Annotated in this window: 20 protein-coding genes; 12 read left to right on the top strand and 8 right to left on the bottom strand. The window is 62.4% G+C overall.

Annotated features, from left to right (window positions below; all coding sequences use genetic code 11):
• Positions 1-14 precede the first annotated feature (14 nt).
• Positions 15-608, top strand: a complete 594-nt coding sequence (locus LQ955_RS14340; protein ID WP_231025184.1) for a TetR/AcrR family transcriptional regulator — start codon at positions 15-17, stop codon at positions 606-608.
• A 270-nt stretch (positions 609-878) separates the two neighbouring features.
• Here LQ955_RS14340 and LQ955_RS14335 read toward each other — a convergent pair whose 3' ends face one another.
• Complete coding sequence (locus LQ955_RS14335; RefSeq protein WP_231025183.1) at positions 879-1,838, bottom strand: SDR family NAD(P)-dependent oxidoreductase; 960 nt, start codon at positions 1,836-1,838, stop codon at positions 879-881.
• 162 nt (positions 1,839-2,000) lie between these two features.
• Here LQ955_RS14335 and LQ955_RS14330 point away from each other — a divergent pair, with 162 nt between their 5' ends.
• Positions 2,001-2,582 (top strand): TetR/AcrR family transcriptional regulator, encoded by a 582-nt coding sequence (locus tag LQ955_RS14330; RefSeq protein ID WP_231025182.1) that lies wholly within the window; start codon positions 2,001-2,003, stop codon positions 2,580-2,582.
• Here LQ955_RS14330 and LQ955_RS14325 read toward each other — a convergent pair.
• Positions 2,579-3,217 (bottom strand): TetR/AcrR family transcriptional regulator, encoded by a 639-nt coding sequence (locus LQ955_RS14325; protein ID WP_231025181.1) that lies wholly within the window; start codon positions 3,215-3,217, stop codon positions 2,579-2,581. The two genes, LQ955_RS14330 and LQ955_RS14325, sit on opposite strands and share 4 nt — an antisense overlap.
• A 104-nt stretch (positions 3,218-3,321) precedes the next feature.
• Here LQ955_RS14325 and LQ955_RS14320 point away from each other — a divergent pair, with 104 nt between their 5' ends.
• Genes LQ955_RS14320 through LQ955_RS14305 form a run of 4 tightly spaced genes read left to right on the top strand, consistent with a single transcriptional unit; the run spans position 3,322 to position 5,250 of the window.
• Entirely contained in the window at positions 3,322-4,041 is a 720-nt protein-coding gene (locus LQ955_RS14320; protein WP_231025180.1) for an SDR family NAD(P)-dependent oxidoreductase, read from the top strand.
• 26 nt (positions 4,042-4,067) lie between these two features.
• The gene (locus tag LQ955_RS14315) at positions 4,068-4,730 is read left to right on the top strand and encodes a DsbA family oxidoreductase (protein WP_231025179.1); all 663 of its coding nucleotides are present in this window, start codon (positions 4,068-4,070) and stop codon (positions 4,728-4,730) included.
• Positions 4,727-5,098, top strand: coding sequence for a DoxX family protein (locus tag LQ955_RS14310; protein ID WP_231025178.1), 372 nt, complete (start codon positions 4,727-4,729; stop codon positions 5,096-5,098). Before LQ955_RS14315 ends, LQ955_RS14310 begins: the two co-directional genes overlap by 4 nt.
• A gap of 8 nt (positions 5,099-5,106) precedes the next feature.
• A complete protein-coding gene (locus LQ955_RS14305; RefSeq protein ID WP_231025177.1) occupies positions 5,107-5,250 on the top strand; it encodes a hypothetical protein in 144 nt (47 codons plus the stop codon).
• A 401-nt stretch (positions 5,251-5,651) separates the two neighbouring features.
• Here LQ955_RS14305 and LQ955_RS14300 read toward each other — a convergent pair whose 3' ends face one another.
• The 4 genes from LQ955_RS14300 to LQ955_RS14285 all read right to left on the bottom strand — a co-directional run bounded on the left by LQ955_RS14300 (position 5,652) and on the right by LQ955_RS14285 (position 8,518).
• Complete coding sequence (locus tag LQ955_RS14300; protein WP_231025176.1) at positions 5,652-6,134, bottom strand: GNAT family N-acetyltransferase; 483 nt, start codon at positions 6,132-6,134, stop codon at positions 5,652-5,654.
• Positions 6,135-6,350: 216 nt separating this feature from the next.
• Positions 6,351-6,905, bottom strand: a complete 555-nt coding sequence (locus tag LQ955_RS14295) for a GrpB family protein (protein ID WP_231025175.1) — start codon at positions 6,903-6,905, stop codon at positions 6,351-6,353.
• A complete protein-coding gene (locus LQ955_RS14290; protein WP_231025174.1) occupies positions 6,902-7,666 on the bottom strand; it encodes a nucleoside phosphorylase in 765 nt (254 codons plus the stop codon). Before LQ955_RS14290 ends, LQ955_RS14295 begins: the two co-directional genes overlap by 4 nt.
• 57 nt (positions 7,667-7,723) lie before the next feature.
• Positions 7,724-8,518 carry an alpha/beta fold hydrolase gene (locus LQ955_RS14285; protein WP_231025173.1) on the bottom strand — a complete coding sequence of 265 codons (795 nt, stop codon included), beginning with the start codon at positions 8,516-8,518 and terminating at the stop codon, positions 7,724-7,726.
• Positions 8,519-8,820: 302 nt separating this feature from the next.
• Here LQ955_RS14285 and LQ955_RS14280 point away from each other — a divergent pair, with 302 nt between their 5' ends.
• The 5 genes from LQ955_RS14280 (at position 8,821) to LQ955_RS14260 (ending at position 13,897) form a co-directional block, all read left to right on the top strand.
• Entirely contained in the window at positions 8,821-9,588 is a 768-nt protein-coding gene (locus tag LQ955_RS14280; RefSeq protein ID WP_231025172.1) for a hypothetical protein, read from the top strand.
• A 1,284-nt stretch (positions 9,589-10,872) separates the two neighbouring features.
• Positions 10,873-11,460 carry a helix-turn-helix domain-containing protein gene (locus LQ955_RS20245; protein WP_390623387.1) on the top strand — a complete coding sequence of 196 codons (588 nt, stop codon included), beginning with the start codon at positions 10,873-10,875 and terminating at the stop codon, positions 11,458-11,460.
• Positions 11,461-11,538: 78 nt separating this feature from the next.
• Positions 11,539-12,003: a heme-binding protein gene (locus LQ955_RS14270; RefSeq protein WP_231025170.1), complete on the top strand. Its 465-nt coding sequence runs from the start codon at positions 11,539-11,541 to the stop codon at positions 12,001-12,003.
• 248 nt (positions 12,004-12,251) lie between these two features.
• Positions 12,252-13,340 carry a hypothetical protein gene (locus LQ955_RS14265; protein ID WP_231025169.1) on the top strand — a complete coding sequence of 363 codons (1,089 nt, stop codon included), beginning with the start codon at positions 12,252-12,254 and terminating at the stop codon, positions 13,338-13,340.
• Positions 13,337-13,897: a hypothetical protein gene (locus tag LQ955_RS14260; RefSeq protein ID WP_231025168.1), complete on the top strand. Its 561-nt coding sequence runs from the start codon at positions 13,337-13,339 to the stop codon at positions 13,895-13,897. The genes LQ955_RS14265 and LQ955_RS14260 overlap by 4 nt, the downstream gene beginning before the upstream one ends.
• Positions 13,898-13,927: 30 nt before the next feature.
• On the opposite strand, the gene LQ955_RS14255 is transcribed toward LQ955_RS14260, so the two are convergent.
• Positions 13,928-15,400 carry an MFS transporter gene (locus LQ955_RS14255; RefSeq protein ID WP_231025167.1) on the bottom strand — a complete coding sequence of 491 codons (1,473 nt, stop codon included), beginning with the start codon at positions 15,398-15,400 and terminating at the stop codon, positions 13,928-13,930.
• A gap of 260 nt (positions 15,401-15,660) precedes the next feature.
• On the opposite strand from LQ955_RS14255, the gene LQ955_RS14250 reads away from it, so the two are divergent.
• Positions 15,661-16,749, top strand: a complete 1,089-nt coding sequence (locus LQ955_RS14250) for an ATP-binding protein (RefSeq protein WP_231025166.1) — start codon at positions 15,661-15,663, stop codon at positions 16,747-16,749.
• A gap of 40 nt (positions 16,750-16,789) precedes the next feature.
• Here LQ955_RS14250 and LQ955_RS14245 read toward each other — a convergent pair whose 3' ends face one another.
• Positions 16,790-17,899 (bottom strand): 5-methyltetrahydropteroyltriglutamate--homocysteine S-methyltransferase, encoded by a 1,110-nt coding sequence (locus LQ955_RS14245; RefSeq protein WP_231025165.1) that lies wholly within the window; start codon positions 17,897-17,899, stop codon positions 16,790-16,792.
• Between the last annotated feature and the right edge of the window lie 83 nt (positions 17,900-17,982).

The raw sequence follows: 17,982 nt of genomic DNA, 5'->3' as shown, positions 1-17,982 counted from the left end.
TGTAAGCTGATGCCATGCCGCAGGGTTTGACGAAGAAGGGCGCCGCCACACGCCAACGCATCATTGAGGGCGCTGCCGTTGTTGTTCGCGATGTCGGTGTCGCAAACACCGGCTTGGAGCAGATCCGCTCGGTGACGGAGACCAGCGGGAGTCAGCTTTTTCACTATTTCCCCGACGGCAAGTCTCAGATTCTCTTGGCGGTCGCAGAATTTGAAGCCGGTCAGATACTGGATGAACAACAGCCTGAACTGAGCAACCTTGAAACGGTAGAGGGGTGGAACGTCTGGTCCGATAAATTGTTCGCCAACTACGAACGTCAGGGCGCTCATTGTGCGCTGAGCGCGTTGATGGGGCAGCTCGATCCGAATGATCCTGCAGTCCAGCGGATTATCGTCGACATGTACAACACCTGGGAGCATGCTCTGGCGAACGGCGTCCGCGCCCTTCAAAAGGGTGGCGAGGCCCGTGCAGATCTTGACCCCGAGGTTGCTGCGTCGTCTCTTCTTGCAGGAATTCAGGGCGGGGTGTTGATGATGCTGGCCACGGGTACTACCAAGAATCTTCAAGCGGCACTTGATTCCGGGGTGGGAAGCATCACCCGGCCATGACTTCGGGGGATCGACCAGTAGCGATGAGCGGGGTGTTGACGAGCCCGGCACCGGACGCCACCATATGGGCTGGGTGAGGCCCTCGGCTGACGCCTAAATATACAATCGTCCGATCTCCGCCCCATTCAAAAGCAACTCGACCTAAGCAGATACCCGGTTTGGTCATTGTTGTTCAATGCTTTGCTTATCCCTTTTCTGGTTCTCCGAAGTTCATGCAGCCGATGGCTGCGGGAGAGATGTCTAGTCCTGTCGATCCGAGCTTCACGTAGTTCATCGGGCGGGCACTCTGCTGGTGACGAGTGCCGAGGACACATTCCACAGCTGTTCGGCTTCTGCAGGGTCGAGGGCGTAGTCGGCAAAACCTCGCCGAATCCCGGGCACGAGCGGGCCTGCCTCGTTGCAGTCCTCAAAGTAGCGACCACTGACTCCGTCGATGATGGGCGCCGAGGCCAGCAGCACAGAGGTGGCGGCTCCTTGCTCGACGGTTTTCACCGAAACGCCGGTGCTGCTCGTGACGCCTGGCGCAGCAGGCGGGGGAGTGTTGTCCATGTGCCGCATGAGGCCGGTGGTCGGGATGCGGCCGGGGTTCAGAGCGTTGATCGTGATCCCGTCGGCTGCCCAGCGCTTGGATCCCTCGACCGCGAAGAGGATGTTCGCGGTCTTCGACTGGCCGTATGCGAGCCATTCGTTGTAGGGGCGACGCTCGAACATGATGTCGTCGAAGTCGATGTTGCCGTCGATGTGACCGACCGAGCTCACCGCCACATTCCGCGCGTTCCCTGCCGCGGCAAGGGCGTCGTGCAGGCCGGTCGCGAGGGCGAAGTGGCCGAGGTGATTGGTAGCGAATTGCATCTCCCAGCCGTCACCGTTGAGCTGGAGTTCCGGGATCGCCATGACTCCGGCGTTGTTGATCAGGATGTCAAGCGGATCGGCCCAGGAGGCAGCAAATCGGGCGACGGAATCCTGATCGGCGAGGTCGAGCTGGACCGCAGCGACGGGAACGTCGGTGTCTGCCTGGATGGTGTCGGCCACTGTGCGGCCAGCACTCACGTTTCGTACGGCGAGGGTTACGAGTGCCCCTGCCGAGGAAAGGGCACGTGCGGTCTCGATGCCGATTCCGGAGGATCCGCCCGTGACGATGGCGCGCTTGCCGGTCAGGTCGATTCCGGCGATGACGTCGGCGGCTGTGGATTCAGCGCCGAAGGGGGTGACAATCCGATTGGTACTCATGGTGCCCTTCTGTTCATTAGCGGAAAAACTCGAACGTGGAACCTGTTCTAGGGATGCGTTTTGTCGCCGTGGGCCATAGACTCGTAAGCGGAACGCGTTCCGTGTGTAACTCTATGCGGAACACGTTCCGATTACAAGTGTGAGTTGAAAGTTGGAGTCGTCGTGCCTGTCACACCCCAAAAGACGCTTCGTGCAGACGCGCAAAGCAATCTCGATCGTCTCCTCGCCGTCGCCGCGGCGACGTTCCAGCAGGAGGGTGCGGATACCTCCATGCGCGCGATTGCGAAGTCGGCCGGCGTTGGCGTCGGAACGCTGTATCGTCGGTTCCCGACCCGCGACCGCCTCGTCGAGGCAACCTATCGAAGTGAGGTCGCTCGGTTATGCGCAGCGGCGACAGAATTACTGGAATCGCGTCCTGCGCTTGAATCACTGCGCATGTGGATGGACCTGTTTGTCGCATTCATGGCTACGAAGGAGGGAATGGGGGAGGCGTTGCGGGTCATTCTGGTCGACGATGACATGAAGATGAAAACCCGGTATCTTCTGGCCGACGCGATCGGCATGCTTCTGTCTGAAGGCGCGACGGAGGGCACACTTCGAACGGATGTCGATCCCTACGACGTGCTCCTCGGAATAGGTGGTGTGACACTGATCGCCGGCGACCCGAATCAGGCGGCAATCACCAGCCGCCTTCTCGACCTGTGGATCGACGGACTGCGCCGGGGAAACCAGAAACAGAACTAGAAGTGTTCCAGAACGGGTGCGCATGCTACAGCCTGGGTCGGGAGTGGCCGGGCAGCTTCTGATCGGAGTCCATCGATGATGAACCCGACGTTTCGTCGCCAGATGTCGGGCCCGGTCGCGCGGGTCGCGGCGACGACGGCCGCATTCGCGGTGAAGAAAAGAAACAGGTCGTCGACGGTAAAATCTGCGCGCAGGCTCTTGGCCGCCTGGGCGGACGTGATGAATTCCGCCGCGTAGACCAGCGAGCTGTCGCATAGTTCCGCCAGGCGGCGCGAGCCTGGATACTTGCGGGCTATCACATCGTTTAGGTCAGGGAAGACCGCCTGGAGCTCGCACAATTTCTCAACATAAAGCGCAAACCGGTCGAACGGATCGGCTGTGGATCGCGCATCGTTCGCCGCCGCGACGAGATAGTCGGAAGCGAGTTCCTCGACCACCGAATCGATCAGTGCTTCGCGGCTACCGAAGCGGTTGTACAGCGTGCCTGGGCTGACGTGAGCCCGCAGCGCGATCTCATCCAGCGGCACGCCAAGCCCTTGTTCACGGAAGACCTCGATGGCGGCCAGGCGCAACTTCTCGATGTTTGCTCGCGCATCCGCTCGCAGTCGCGGTTGCTCCTGAGTCTTGTCTGGCATGGGAATTTCACCATCACTATCTAAGTTGACATGTGTATCAAGTTAGCTGCTACAGTTCGGAGCGAACTTGACACTTGTCTCAAGATACAGCAGGAGGAGTCTCTATGCCCAAGACAATCGCTATTTTCGGTGCTGGCACCGGGCTGGGCGCATCCGTAGCCCACAGGTTCGGTCGAGAAGGGTTCAGAATCGCTCTGATCGGTCGGCGACCAGCTCCGCTCGACTCTCTCGTGCGCGACCTTGCGGCCGACGGGATCGAAGCACACGCGTTTCCCGCTGACCTTTCCAACGTCACGGCGTTGCCCGCGTTCGTCGAGAAGATCACGCATCACTTCGGCGGCATCGACGTGATCGAGTACGCACCCGTCTCGAACCTCACCTTCCACCCTGCCATGGAACTCACTGCCGAGCTCTTGCAGGGTCTCGTCGACCTGTACCTGCTGGCACCCGTGGAGCTCGTGCGGGCGGTATTGCCGCAGATGCTCGCGCGCAGCGACGGCGCGATCCTGCTTGGCCAGGGCTACTCCGCGGTGGAAGGCGCTCCCTTCATGAGCGGTGTCGGCCCAGTGATGGCTGCCGCCCGCAACTACATCTACTCCCTTCACGGCGAGCTCGCACCTCTCGGCATCTACGCCGGCACCCTCACGGTCACCGCGATGATCGAGCGGAGCGAAGGCCACTCCGCGGCGACCAGCGGAGAATTCGCCATCCACCTCCCGGAGGGGCAGACCCTGCCCGTGGTCAGCCCCGATGATCTCGCCGATCAGTACTGGGAGCTGTACACGAACCGAAACCGCGCAGAACAAATCCATCCTGCCGCATGAATCACCTCAGAAATACGGAGTTGGCGATGCCAATCGATACGACCACGCAGTCCGCACCTCTCAGAATCGATGCGTGGGTGGATGTGGCCTGCCCCTGGTGTTACGTCGGTAAGAAACGACTCGAAACCGCGATCGCCAGCTCAGGGCACAGCGATGACATCCACCTGGTGCTGCACACGTTCGAACTTGATCCTGGTGCACCGAAAGTGCCGGTGTCGAACCCTCAATATGTGGCGCGCCATATGGGCGTCACCGTCGAAAAGGCTGTCGAGCTCGAGCAGCGGATGAGCGGGCTCGCGGCTGCCGAAGGGCTCGGCTTCACGGTCGAACGAATTCACGCGAGTAGCTTCGACGCACTCCGGTTGGTGCATCTCGCAGCCGAATACGACGCCGCCTGCGCGTTCTTCAGCACCGTGCAGAACGCGCTCTTCGCCGGGCGGGCCGACACCTACAGCCGGGAGTTCCTGCTTCAGTCCGCCGTGAGCGCCGGCATTCCCGAACCCGAAGCGACCGACGTTCTCGATGGAACCCGATTCACCGAGGAGGTTGCCGCCGATCGCGCCGAAGCTCTACAGCTCGGTGCGAGAGGCGTGCCGTTCACGGTGATCGATCAGAAATACGGTGTTCCCGGCGTCATTTCTGTCGGCGGATACAGCGATGCCATCGCGACAGCGTGGGCCGAACGGTGAACGTCGCAGTTGCGATCACGGCGACCATTCTGGCCGTCCTCTACCTAGTTATCGGAGGCATGAAGCTCGTGCTACCGATCAGCCTAATTCCCGCGCAGATGGAATGGGCTCACATTGCCACGCCCTGGCAGGTCCGCGCCGTGGGAACCCTCTCGGTGCTCGGTGCGATCGGTGTCGTCTTACCGGTCTGGCTCGGTATCTTGCCCTGGTTCGCGGTTGCGGCGGCCATCGGTCTCGTGTTGCTGCAGGTCGGCGCAATCATCACGCACATCCGCATGGGAGGCGACGCCGTCAAATCGCTTCCCTTCAACACCTTCTTGCTCCTGCTGGCTGCGTTCACCGCGGTCGGCTACATCATCACTATCTGAGGAAAACCATGACACTCGTCATCAGCACCACCGAGGTCGACGGCTACTGCAACGCCGAATCAGGCAGCTGCGAAATCCCCACCCGCGCGCCAGAGAATCCGAACGGCGAGAGAACAGGAGCGTTCATCCCAGCTGCCCACCCACTCCCGTAGCTGCGGATCGATTCGTTTCGGGGACCACGCCTCTTCACTGATGTTGAGTGATGGACCCGGGGGTGAGGAGAATGGTCACACCGTCGGGGTCTTTGACGGTCGCTATTGTGATCGAGCCGTTCGGCGTGGACTGCTCGACCTGATGGGGTACACCGCCCAGGTTTAGAGCATGTAACCTCGCCAATGTCTCCTCGACGTCGACGAAATAAGACAGCATGAACAGCCTGGCGTCGAGGTCCGCGGTGAGGATGACGGTGTGATGGATGCTCGGTGATGAGCGTCCGAGATTGTCGTTATCGTCAGACCATGAATCTCGAAGAAACTGGCGCGGCTGTTGAATCGGTATCTCAGGTCTACGCCGCCAAATTTGGTATCGACCGCGCCGACGTCTGGTTCCTGCGTCAGGCGGTCAAATCGCGTTCGTAGAAGATGAGCGAATCACGGCGTGCCACTTCTATCAGGCCGCTTTTTAGAAGCACGCGCTGCGAAGCACGATTGTCCTGATCGGTGTCTGCGGCCGCAACGGCCGCACCGTGAGCTCTCGCGCTATTGAGGGCAAGAGTGACCGCGTCGGTCGCCAGCCCTCCGCCGCGAGCACTCGGCACCAGTCCGTATCCGAACTCAACACGCCCAGTCGTATCAGGCGGCCCGAAAAAGCTGAAACCGCCGACGGCACGATGGTCGGAAATGCGTCGGATCACGTACATGGTGAAGTAGGGATCTGGGTCGGTCATGGCGCCCAGTGATCGGAGTGGGTCGAGTTCGTCGGCAAATGGATACTCGGGGTGCCAGTTGTCGCCTTGACGCTCGTCTCGTACAACGATCCGACGAGCAAGTGACGGCGAAATCGGCTCAAGTGCTACGTGCGCGGTCTGAAGACTCATCAAATGATCGTCGCATACCAAGCGGGTTCCCTCTGAGTTCGACCGCTAAGGGATGCTCTTGACGCATCCCTCAGCGCGCATCCTGGCGTCGAGCGCTGACTGCCGCTTGCGGGCCGCCTCCGGGCACTGATGAACACCTCGCAACGGGTTCATCGGCGGAAGAAATGTCTTCGCTCATTAAATCAGTCCGACAAGCCATCACGTAGAGCGTTGAGCTCACTGCTGCATAAGGCCTCTCTGGGCGGGCTTAGAGGCGACCCAGGCTCGCGCGGCGATTTTCATTTCTTCGATGAAGGCGCGTTTGCCTTCTTGGTAGCCGAGCATGCTGTTTGGTGACGCCTTGGCCGCAGCGCGTTTGACATCGGCGTAACGCTGGACCCAGTCAGAGTGAGCCCGTAGAAAATCACGCAGGGCCAGATTGTCGTTCCACATTTCTCCGTTGACCGGGACGACGCTGACGTTGAAAGCGTATTGTCCTCGCTTTCGCCAGAAGAATCGGCCCGGTCGCCGGCCGTCCTCGCCGAGGTATTCATAACCAAGAAGCGCGAGCGCACTATGCACGTTTTCAGGAACGCCGGCTGCTGTCGTTCCGACCAAGATGTCGACTATCGGCTTGGCCGCCATGTCGGGCACGGACGTACTCCCGAAGTGTTCAACTGCCACGGCGTATTCGACTAAAGCCGCGCGGACGGCTGATGACTCGCTTTCGAATCGACCGAGCCAGAGAGGATCGTAGGCTCGAACCTCGACCCACCCTTCTTCAGCACTCATTGCAGGCGTACCTGTTGGGCGGCGCTGAGGATAATCGCGGCTTCGAGGAGTTGGCTGCGACGGTTCGAGGTCGTCCAGTCTCGCTCCTCCCACATAAGGCCGTGCAGATCGTCGCCGCTATAGAGCAAGTGAACGTAGCGCACGCCGCGGAAATGGCACACAGCGGCCAGCGAAGCGGCCTCCATCTCGACGGCAACGCACCCCTCTGCGCGCCGACGCTCGACGCGGGCACGTGTTTCACGGAAGTCCGCGTCCGTTGTCCACGTCGTGCCCTCGCGGGCGTTGATCCCGAGCTCGGCCAGGTCGCGGATTGCCAACAGGTTCTCCGCAACGTCAAACACTACTTTCCGGCTCGGCGGGAGGTAGTGATACGAGGTTCCCTCGTCGCGCACGGCTGCGTCGACCACGATGACGTTGTCCTTCGCGAAGCTCTCGTCGAGAGCGCCAGCACCCCCGACTGCGAGAACAGATTGGACCCCGCTCGCAATAGCCTGTTCGAGACAGTGCGCGCTCAGCGGGCCACCAACGCCGGGATGAAACACGGCCACATCGCGACTGGGCGTAACGAAGATGCCGGCACCGCCGACCTGATCACTGAACTTCCCGACCCGGACGAGATGCTCGCGCTGGTGTAGATCTTCGATTGCCTCGGGAAAGAAGCACAAGACTGCAATACTCGGGAACTCACCTTGAACCGCAAGAGGTTTCGGTCGAAGCGCTGCGTCGTCAGCCGAATCGAACTCATCCAACGGGAAGCCCATCCCAGCACGTTAGCAAGAGTTAGTGCGCCGCGTCCGAGCCTGCAGAAGGAAGGTACCTCAGCCGGTGAGGAGGAATGCACGCAACGCTGAGATCAATGGTTCGAAGGAATCGAGGTGTGCATCATGAGAGGCACCGGCGAGATCGACTCTGGTGACATCGTTACCGCGCTCGACGAATGCGGCTTTCTGTTCATCCGTGAACATGCCGCCGTCGGCGTAAATCACGAGCACCGGGGCTGAGATGCACTCCCATTCCTTCCAGCGCGGTCGTGCAACGGCCGCGCTCGTTGCAAGCATGACGTCGACGTCGAATCTTGGGTACAGGCCGTCAGGTCGCTCTTCAAGGTCGGCTACCCAGGCCTGCTGCAGGGGGCCGTCACCAAGCGATTTCTTTGCTGAAGCCTGGTCAGCGAACGGAACCGCCCACGACCGGAAGTAGTCACCGAGCGCTGCATGATCGGCGGTCGAACCGCTCCCTTCGTTGCCCTCCAAGAGTACAAGTCGGCGCACGAGATCCGGGCGTGCGGCAGCAACGAGCATGGCGGTGTGAGCGCCCATCGAGTGCCCCACTAGATCCACCGGCTCCGCCGACTCGGCCTCGATGACCTCGATTACGTCACCGACGAACGCCGACCGCGACACGTCGGCAGGCACCCGTGTGCTCAACCCGTGGCCGCGTTGGTCGACCAGTATTACCTTTCGGCCTGCGAGGCGGCGCGCGGTCGGAACGAACTCCCTGCTGCTCCCTGCCAGCCCGTGAAGGACCACGACCGCGGGACCTTCACCCTCGAAGACCGCGTACGAAACCCTCACACCATCCGCAGCCGTGACCACACGCCTTGACTCGTTCACCCAGCAACTCTACAAAACCGAGGACAGACTGCAGTCGACGCGGTTGTGTCGGGCAACGTATGTGCTGCGGCCTATCGATTCGAGCGGTTCGGACGAAATACTTGGGTCATGAACTTCAACCGAACCGCTTGGTGGTGGCTGCGTTAGCAGCCGGTTGAAGTGTGTGCACGGGCTTGGGCATCCTTAATGTGAGCGATGAGCGAAGAAGCGTCACGTTTTCACAGTGATTGCCGTGGGTGGGAACGGCATCAACACCCAACGTTCGCTACTTCGCGGGGAACTTCGACCAGACAGGAGACAGTGTGGCGAGCTCAGGAAACGAGCGTGCGATTCTGAAGCGCATCGAGTTGATCGAAGATCCCGAGGTTTGTTTCATCCCGGATCCGACAGACGAGGCTGTCGCCTTCCTTTCTGCGGTGCGGGACTTCTCGCTCTGGACGCAGAGCGAGCGACCGGACTTCTACACGGATGGGCTGCGGTTTACGGTCGAGGTGATGCGGGTCGATGACCACCCAAAGGTGGGCAATCTCCATAATCCGACGCTCGCCCGCGAGGCAGAATTGGAGCGAGAGATTCGCGCGGCATTCCCATCGGTAAGCCCAGACATCCCGATAACCGTCATCGCCAATACCGGCTTGCCGACCGAAGACGATCACAACTTCACGGCCTACCGCGATTCATTCGCACGGATCGTCGGCAAGCACGTCGCGAATGTCACGGCGTACCGGGAGCATCATCCGGGATACGTCTTGGCGCTGCTGGTGCACGATGAGTCGTCCGCGTACGTCCAGGCCGAAGATGCAACAGAGCAGCCTGCAAACGGTGTGATCTTCCCAGATCGCGCGCACCCTTGGTTCCTTGATGCCCACTTCACGCAGATCGTAGCCGAGTCCGAGGCAGACTACTTTATCTGGCACACCCCAAATAAGCACTTGTGGCGCATGAATGCGTTCGGGCGACGAGCCAAGGTCGATTTGCCGTCACTTGTGGTGTACGACATCGCTGCAATGGCGGACTGGAACGATCAAGAGGTATATGACCCACTTCTCATCGTCAGCGCCGAGGAGTAGTGGAAACGATACGCACCGTCAACGTCCCATCCCCGCCAAATTGAGCACTCGGCCGAATCGCTACCCGGGTGATTGATGGTTCAGCGAATTTGGAAACGGGGTCCGTATCTGGCCTTGGTAGAGATTTGCGCTCGTCATTGCGAGTTACGTGGCGCGCGAAGAAGCCAAGCCGAGCGGTGGGTCACGTCCCGTTGTGACCTAGCATGATCTGCCGCAACATCGGCATGCCGCATTGGTACTGCTTACGGAGTTTCTCGAATGAGGTGCCGGCTGCGTAGAGACGCATTTTTTCGTCGGCGTCAGGTTCGCTCAATTGGTGGCGACGCAGGCGCACGCCGTTACGTCCGATCGTAGGTCGTACTCCTCGGCGTTACAGTTGTGCTCACGGGGTTTGCGGACGGGGAAGAATGAGAAGCGGTGTGCTCGGTGTCTTTGCCTTCGCCGTAGCCCTGTTCGGGTTCGGCGCCATCACAGCGTCACCCGCGTTCGCCGCGACCGATCATCCGGCGGCCTGGTACGTGACCCTTGCCGGTGACGCCGACGATCCTTCAGGCCACGCCAACAACATCCATTCTTATGACGCGAGTGGGCACCTCGTTGCGAAGGCGGTCTTGGCTACCGGCGCAGGCGACCCCCCTTTGGCGGAACTTCGCGGAATGCTCCTGGCCGCCGATGGGAGCCTCTATGTCGCCAACGCCACGAAGTCTGACAGTGCTGTGCTGCACTTCGAGCAGGCTGCGACACCCTCGGCGCCGCTGAATCCCGTGCCGCCTGCGGGAGTCTTCGCCGCCGGTGCGCCCGCGAATCCGGGCCTCGATCATCCGTACGGATTAGCGGACGGGGCAACGGGGGAGCTTCTCGTTTCGAGCCAAGACAGCGCAGACGTCACCGTCTTCGATGCCGAGGGGATGCCCGTACCCGCCGTCGGCGCATCGACGTGGTGGGCGGATCATTACCCCGCTGTGTCTTTCGCGGCAGGAACGCTCGTTCCGTCGACGACCGACGTGCCGGCGAAAGACGGAGGGCTGACCGCGCCGCGTGGCATCGTGACCGTTCCGGCCGACTCTCAGGGTGAAGACCCGACGTTATACGTGGCCGACAATGCCGAGCAGGCCGTGCGCAGTTACGACGCCGTCACTGGCGAATTCTTGGGTGACGTTCTCACTCCGAAGACGGGCGGAATCGGCAATCCTGTCGCTCTGATGGTGAACGGCGACGAACTCTACGTCTCGAGCGAAGGCACCGACAATGTCGTCAGTCTGAGCCTCAGCACAGGAAAAACCCATGAAGTGGTGCCCAAGAAGCTCGGCACGGCTGTGCTCGATCATCCGTCAGGGATCGCGTTCGGCAGCGACGGGCAGTTGTACGTCGCGAGTCGCGTCGGTGAACAGATTCTCGCCTACACGCTCGACGACAAGCGCACCCGCGCAACCTCGGGCTCGGTATTCATCGATCAGCTTCCCGACCAACCCGAACAGCTGCTCTCTCTGCCAGAGCAGACCTCTGCAACCGCCCCGCCCGCGACGCCCACTTCGACAGCGATCGTGCCCGCAGTCACCGAGAGCACAAACGAGCCGACGGGTGCCGCGAACGCAAGAACCCCAGCGGCACCGTCTTCATCGCAGCTGGCCGCAACGGGAACGCCGCCGATGGCCTGGTGGTGGCCGGCTGCGGCTCTTCTCGGTGGGCTCGCTCTTCTCGGAGTGGCTCAGCGCCGAACGACTCGACATCGCCCGCGATCGGATAACCGACCCGGCGTGGCAGAGCCGGAGCATCGCGCGCATCGCCGCATCCGCGGGTTTCGCAGACGTCTCGACCTTTCATCGCGCGTTCCGTCAGCGTTTCGGGGTGACGCCGGGCTCGCTCCGCTAGCGCCCAGGCTCAGGAATTGCCGTCGGGCTGCGCGGCCCCGACAATGGAGCCTTACGCTCTCTTACCCGAAGGATGCCCGTGCCCAACCCAGACTCCGACTACTCGATCGCCCAGCTCGGGGCCGTGCCCGACGCACGATTCGATGACTTCACCCGCGATGACGCCGTACGTCTGGGCGAGATCGCCGTCGCGGTGACGCGCGAACGAGGGCTGAGCCTCGAGACCGACGTACACATCGGAGAGCAACTCGCCTTTCGGGCCCAGCTCGGTAAAACCGGTCAGCAGAACGCCGACGTCATTGTCGGCAAACGTCTCGTAGCCAAGCACTTCAAGCACAGTTCGCTGCTCGCTCGGCTGAAGAAAGACGCAGACCCCCGTCTTGCCGAGGGCCTCGGCGACGAGTACAAGTTCTGGGGTGGCTGCATTCCGATCTTCGTCGGAGAAGACATCGTCGCAACAATCTCGGCATCGGGCGAGCCCGACGTCGTCGACCACGCGGTGATCGCCGAGGCGCTGCGGCGCTTCTCGGCCGACACTCCCTAGCACTGGTCCCTCGCGCTCGTCTCGATCGCTGACCCGGAAGAACTGACCCCGAGAACTGGTGCCGAGGACTGGTAAGAAGCCCTAGTGCACCCGAGGGTTCGCGCTGGAATGCTGATGTGCGCACCGGCGCGAAATGCGCCGGGAGAATGCGCGAGGGGAATCACAGCATGAAAGTGACAGGGGAGAGATCGCGGCCGAAATCCGCGACTCGACGCGGGTTTGCCGTGGCGGCGGGAGCAATCGCAGCCGTGGTTTTTGTTATCGGAGGCTCGACGACGGCGTTCGCCGCGTCATCGACGCCGGCGCCGAGTGCGCCTGCCACGTCGTTGAGTGCGGCATCCGGCACGACATCAGCGACGGCGACTGCGGCGCCTGGGCCCGCGGCGACGCATTCGTCGAGTCCGGCATCCGCCGCCGACGTTTACGACCCGAATGCCGTCACCGACGTTCCGCCTGCGCCTGCGGGCACCGCGAGCTTCACCTATACCTCGTCGCGCAACATCTCGCCCGGCAAGTGGCAGACGATCTACACCGGATGCCCGGCGGGCTGGTACGTGCGCCCCGGAACCCCGAGCGTCTGGACCCCCGCCGACATCACCGCCTCGTACCACCAGAGCACCGGGCCCGACGTCGACAATTCCGATGACGACGGAGTATCGCAGACCTACCCGACCACGGGTGACGGGAACATCTTTCAGAACATGAGCGTGCAATTCCACAACTGGAGTCTGCTCAGCTCGCACCATGCCTCGGTCACTTTCTGGTGCGACGCGGTGCCGAGCTGGTACGCGAGCCCGAGTGCGGCGACCGGCGATAGCGTTCGCATGGGGGCGACTCAGGGAATCGGGCCCGGCTGCTGGTACTGCTCTACCGCGGGTCAATATCAGAATCTCGCTACGAAGATGATGCTCGACCCGAACGGCGGTGACGGCGGCCAGGTGCTCGTGCAGAACAGCACCGGAGATTCGTCTCAGAACTGGTACCTCGAAGGCTCGACGGGCGGCAGCGACTTCTACGACGGCGTTGCGACCTACGGTCTGTGGCAAGACCCGGGTGACATCGATCCGGTGCTCTCGACGGCTATCGCGGCCGGCGGTGGCGGCTACCAATTTGTCTCCGACAGCGGAGGGAGCCCGCCCTCGGGCGGACAGTTCTCCTACATCGACTGGGGAGCGGGCCAGGTCTACAACGCCGTGATGTTCGTCGAGACCGACACCATCGGCAGCGGCGGCGGCACCTGCATCGAGGCTGATGGCGGCGCCGGAACGCCGGTCACCGCAGAACCCTGCGACGCAACCAATCAGGCTCAGTGGTGGATTGTGGAGGACCCGAAATGACCAAGAAGACGAACATCCAGCTGGCCGGCGCGGCCGCGGCCCTGACGGGTGCACTTCTGCTCGCAGGATGCACGGCCACCGCCTCTCCGCAGCCGACCTCGCCCGGCAGCACGCCGACAGCCACCGCGACACGCATCGAGTTTCCGGCCCTGCACTCGGCGGGCGACGTCACGTCGACCTGCGCCGACATCGACACTGCCCTGCCCACCTGGGCCGTGCAGCCGAACCTCACCCCGGGTCCGGGAACCGCTGCTGCGGCGGCCACCTCGATCGGCGGAGTCGGGTGTGTGCTCTCTGACGCGGCCGGCGACAGCCTCGTCGTGGGTGTGGCGAAGGTGACGCCCGATTCGATCTCCGACCTGAAGTCGTTTCTCGAGGCGAACGGGTCGGCGCCCACGACCGACTTCGGCACCGACGGATACTTCGATAAGGCGACCGGCGATGCCGAACTCATCGGCGGCCCGTTCTGGGTCTCTGCGTCGTCTGACACGTTCGACAGCTCTGCTCAGGCGAACCAGGTGCTCACGGCGATTCTGCAGACGCTGCCCTCCGGATGACGCACGACGAGACCTGCCGAGTGGCCGATCTCAGCCGAGGTGCACGAATTCGGCCGTGCCGCCGGGCGACAGCTGCGACTTCGGGCCGCGAATGAAGATGGCAGCGATGACGGCCGCCCCGATCATCGCGATCGCCGAAGCGAAGAAGACCGCAGAGTAGCCCGCCGTCAGAGCTGCCAGCCCCGGCGAGGAGGCTGCCGCGTCGGCGCTCGTCGAAACGTAGATGGCCGTGAAGATCGAGAGCCCGATAGAGCCGCCGATCTGCATGGATGCGTTGACGGTCGCCGAGGCGGCGCCGGCGTCGTGCGGTGCGATTCCGCTCAGGGCGACGTTCTGCAGCGGAATGAAGATGAACGCCATACCGATGCCGAGCAGCACCATGCCGGGCAGAACCTGGGCGAAGTAGCTGCCGTCTGCGGTGATGAAGCTCAGGTAGAACAGCCCCGCTGCGACGATGATCGGGCCCCCGATCATCAGAGGCCGCGCACCGATCGAGGCGAGCAGCTTCGTGGCCAGTGGCGCGACTGCGGTGATGGCGATCGGCAGCGGCAGCGTAGCCAGACCCGCTTCGAGAGGCTGCATGCCCAGCACGATCTGCAGGTGGAAGGTCAGGTACAGCATCGCACCGATCATGACGCTGCCGGCGATGGCCTGCATAAGAAAGGCCCCGCCGCGCACCCGATTGGTCAGCACGCGCAGCGGAAGCAGTGGCTGCGCCACCTTCGATTCGACGACGACGAACAGAACGAGCAACCCGGCGCCGGCGGCCAGGAATCCGATGGTCTGCGGGGTTCCCCAGCCGGAATCGGCGAGGCTGAAGCCGTAGACGAGCGAGCCCAGGCCGAGCGTCACCGTGATCGCGCCGAGAATGTCGTAGCGGTTGTCGCCTTCTGCCTTGCTCTCTGCCACGAAGAGCAGAGCTCCGACGAGTCCGACGATCACGAAGAACACGTTCACCAGCAGGCACCAGCGCCAGTTGGCGTACTCGGTGAGCACCCCGCCCAGCACGAGTCCCACGGCAGCGCCGGCTCCGGCCACGGTTCCGAAGACGGCGAACGCGGTGTTCCGTTCCTTTCCGTGTGTGAAGGTCACGGTGAGCAGCGCCAAGGCCGCCGGCGCGAGCAGGGCGGCGAACGCACCCTGCAGCCCGCGCGCAATGATCAGCTCGGTGCCGCTCTGAGTGAGCCCGCCGAGAACGGATGCCGCACCGAAGCCGATCATTCCCACGATGAAGGTGCGTTTACGACCCCAGTAGTCGGCGATCCGGCCGCCCAGCAGCAAGAGTGAACCGAACGCGAGAGCGTAGGCCGTCACCACCCACTGTCGCTCGGTGTCGGTCAGCCCCAGGTCGATCTGAGCCTGCGGCAGCGCGATATTGACGATGGTGCCGTCGAGCACGACGACGAGTTGTGTCAGCGAAAGCACGAACAGCGCACGCCACCGATTCGGGTTGGCGGCCGGCGACGAGGGCAGCCCCGTGCTCGATGAGACGGATGCAGACATAAAAAAACCTCCGGGTTCTTTTTACGGATGCCGGAGGTTTCAAGCCTCGGATCGAAGGCGCCGAGCGCCTCAACCACACGAGCCAACGTGGCTAGTCAGACCACCAATCTATCAGGCGTTGCCAGCAGAGGAGCCGGTGACTTGTTATAGTTTGTTATATAACGCGCCAAGTATAACAATCGATAACAAGAACCGAGATGCAACCCAGTCCCTATACCCCCGGCGAGGTCGCCGAGTCTGTGCCCGGAAGATCGCTTCAGATGGGAGACTTCGAAGAGCGTCTTTCATACCTAGTAGATCTGAACCGCCTCGTAGGTCGGATCCGTGTTGATCTTGCTCCACGTGGCTTTGGCAAGACTTCGCTGCTGCGCCAATATCAGCGCCGTGCTAAAGAGCGCGGCGCACTCACTATATGGGTGACCGCGGGCGAACAATCCGGACTGATCGGGCAGATTCTCGCTGCAATACGCCAAGAGACAGTGACATGGCAATCCGAGAAGCGAACGAGGCTCGTCTCGATGCTCGATTCTGTCACGATTGGTGTTGGTGTGCCGGGAATTGCCAGAGCTGAGGTGAGCGCCAAGCGTCCGCTTGCCGCGGCGGGCTCTGCGGGTGTCAGAGAGTTCGAAAACGTCATACGAACAACGACCGAAGCAGGTAACGCTGCCGGAGTCGTCATATTCATCGACGAGATTCAGGCTGCCGACGCCGCTGGGCTACGCACACTCGCGTATGCCTGGCAGCATCTCCAGGCCGAAGGCGCCGATGTGCCCGCCGCCATATTCGCGGCCGGTCTGCCCGACGCGCCAGACAAGATTTCGGCTGTGGTGACCTTCGCAGAGCGAATTGCCTATCGTCCGCTAGGGCGCCTCAGCGCCGATGCAGAAGAAATCGCAATCAGCGCCCCGGCCCGCGCTGTCGGTGTGACCTGGCAGGCAGACGCACTCGCTGCCGCGATTTCTGTAGCGGGCGGATATCCCTATTCGGTTCAGCTCATCGCTGACTCTTCGTGGGCGGCGGCTGGGCGACCCGATCCGGGAGGCGCAATCGCATTAGTCGACGTGCAGAAGGGTCAAGAAGCGATGCGAGGCGACCTCGACGCTCTTTTTCGCGCGCGGTGGGCGAACGCGGCGCCACAGGAGAGAGATGTGATGACGGCGATGGCCCAGCTCGGCGACGACCCGGTCAACCGTGCAGACATCGCCGTTCGAATGGGGGTAACGGCTTCGAGCCTCTCCGTTCCCCGCGCACGACTCATTGACAAAGGGTTGGTGCAGTCAGAAGGCAGAGGTTTGCTGGGCTTTACGATCCCTGGCTTCGCCTCGTTCATCCGTGAACTCGACCAGTAGCCAGACGCTACGCCCTGGCTGCGTTCAGATCACGGCCCGATCAGTTCCACACGCGGTGGGCGATGTCGATGACCTCGCCCATCTTCGCCCACTGCTGCTGCTCGGTGAGCACGTTGCCCTCTTCGGTCGACGCGAATCCGCACTGCGGACTGAGCGCGAGCTGCTCGAGAGGTGCGAACTGTGCCGCCTCCGTGATGCGCCGGATGACCGCGTCGGTGTTTTCGAGTTCACCCGACTTCGACGTGATCAGGCCGAGCACAACCCTCTTGTCGCCGTGCGGCAGAAAACGCAGCGGCTCGAAGCCGCCGGCCCGCTCGGAGTCGTACTCGAGAAAATAGCCGTCGTAGTGGCAGTTGGCCAGCAAGTTCTCGGCGACGGGTTCGTAGCCGCCCGAGGCGATCCAGGATGATCGGAAATTGCCGCGGCAGACGTGAGTGGTGATGACCATGTCGGCCGGCTTGTCGCGAATCGAGTCGTTGATCAGCTTCACGTAGGCGGCCTGAATATTGTCGACGTCGAGGCCGCGTGCGCGCGCCTTCGCCAGCTCGTCTTCTGAACACAGGTACGCCCAGGCGGTGTCATCGAACTGCAGGTAGCGACAGCCTGCGGCGTAGAACGCGGCGACGGCGCCCCGATACGCGGCAGCGAGATCTTCGAACAGCGAGTCGCGGTCGAGGTAGAGCGGAGTCAGCAACGAGTCGTGCGCCAACCGGAAGTGCAGCACGGTCGGCGAGGGAATCGTCATCTTGGCGAGGCGCTCGGTGTGAGCCTGCAGAAAATGGAAGTGCGCGAGCATGGGATGTTCGGCCGGAAACCCGAGCTTGCCGACGATCTCGACCGCGACGGGCTTGATGGCCTGACCCTTGAAGTCCATGCCCGTCGAACCTTCGCCGAGCTCGATGCCGTCGAGGCCGGCGAAGAAGTCGAAGTGCCAGTATGCGCGCCTGAACTCACCGTCGGTGACCGCCTCGAGCCCGAGCTTCTCTTGTTCGCCGATGAGGGCCACGATGTCGCGGTCTTCGATGGCCGCGAGCGCCGCGTCGTCGATCTCGCCGGCGGCGTGCCGGGCGCGGGCTTCGTGCACGGCGTCTGTGCGAAGGTAGCTGCCCACCGCGTCGGCGCGGAAGGGCGGTGTGGTGGTCTGTGGCATAGCGTCGACGTTAGCAAACAGGCCTGACAGGGCATCCGCTCGCCTACTTCTTGCGAAACGCACAGGCACGGTCTGAGCGAGTG

It is taken from the genome of Subtercola endophyticus (genome assembly GCF_021044565.1).
Classification (GTDB): Bacteria; Actinomycetota; Actinomycetes; order Actinomycetales; family Microbacteriaceae; genus Subtercola; species Subtercola endophyticus.
The sequence above is the reverse complement of the archived record's forward strand: the minus strand, read 5'-3'. Positions and strand labels throughout refer to the sequence as shown.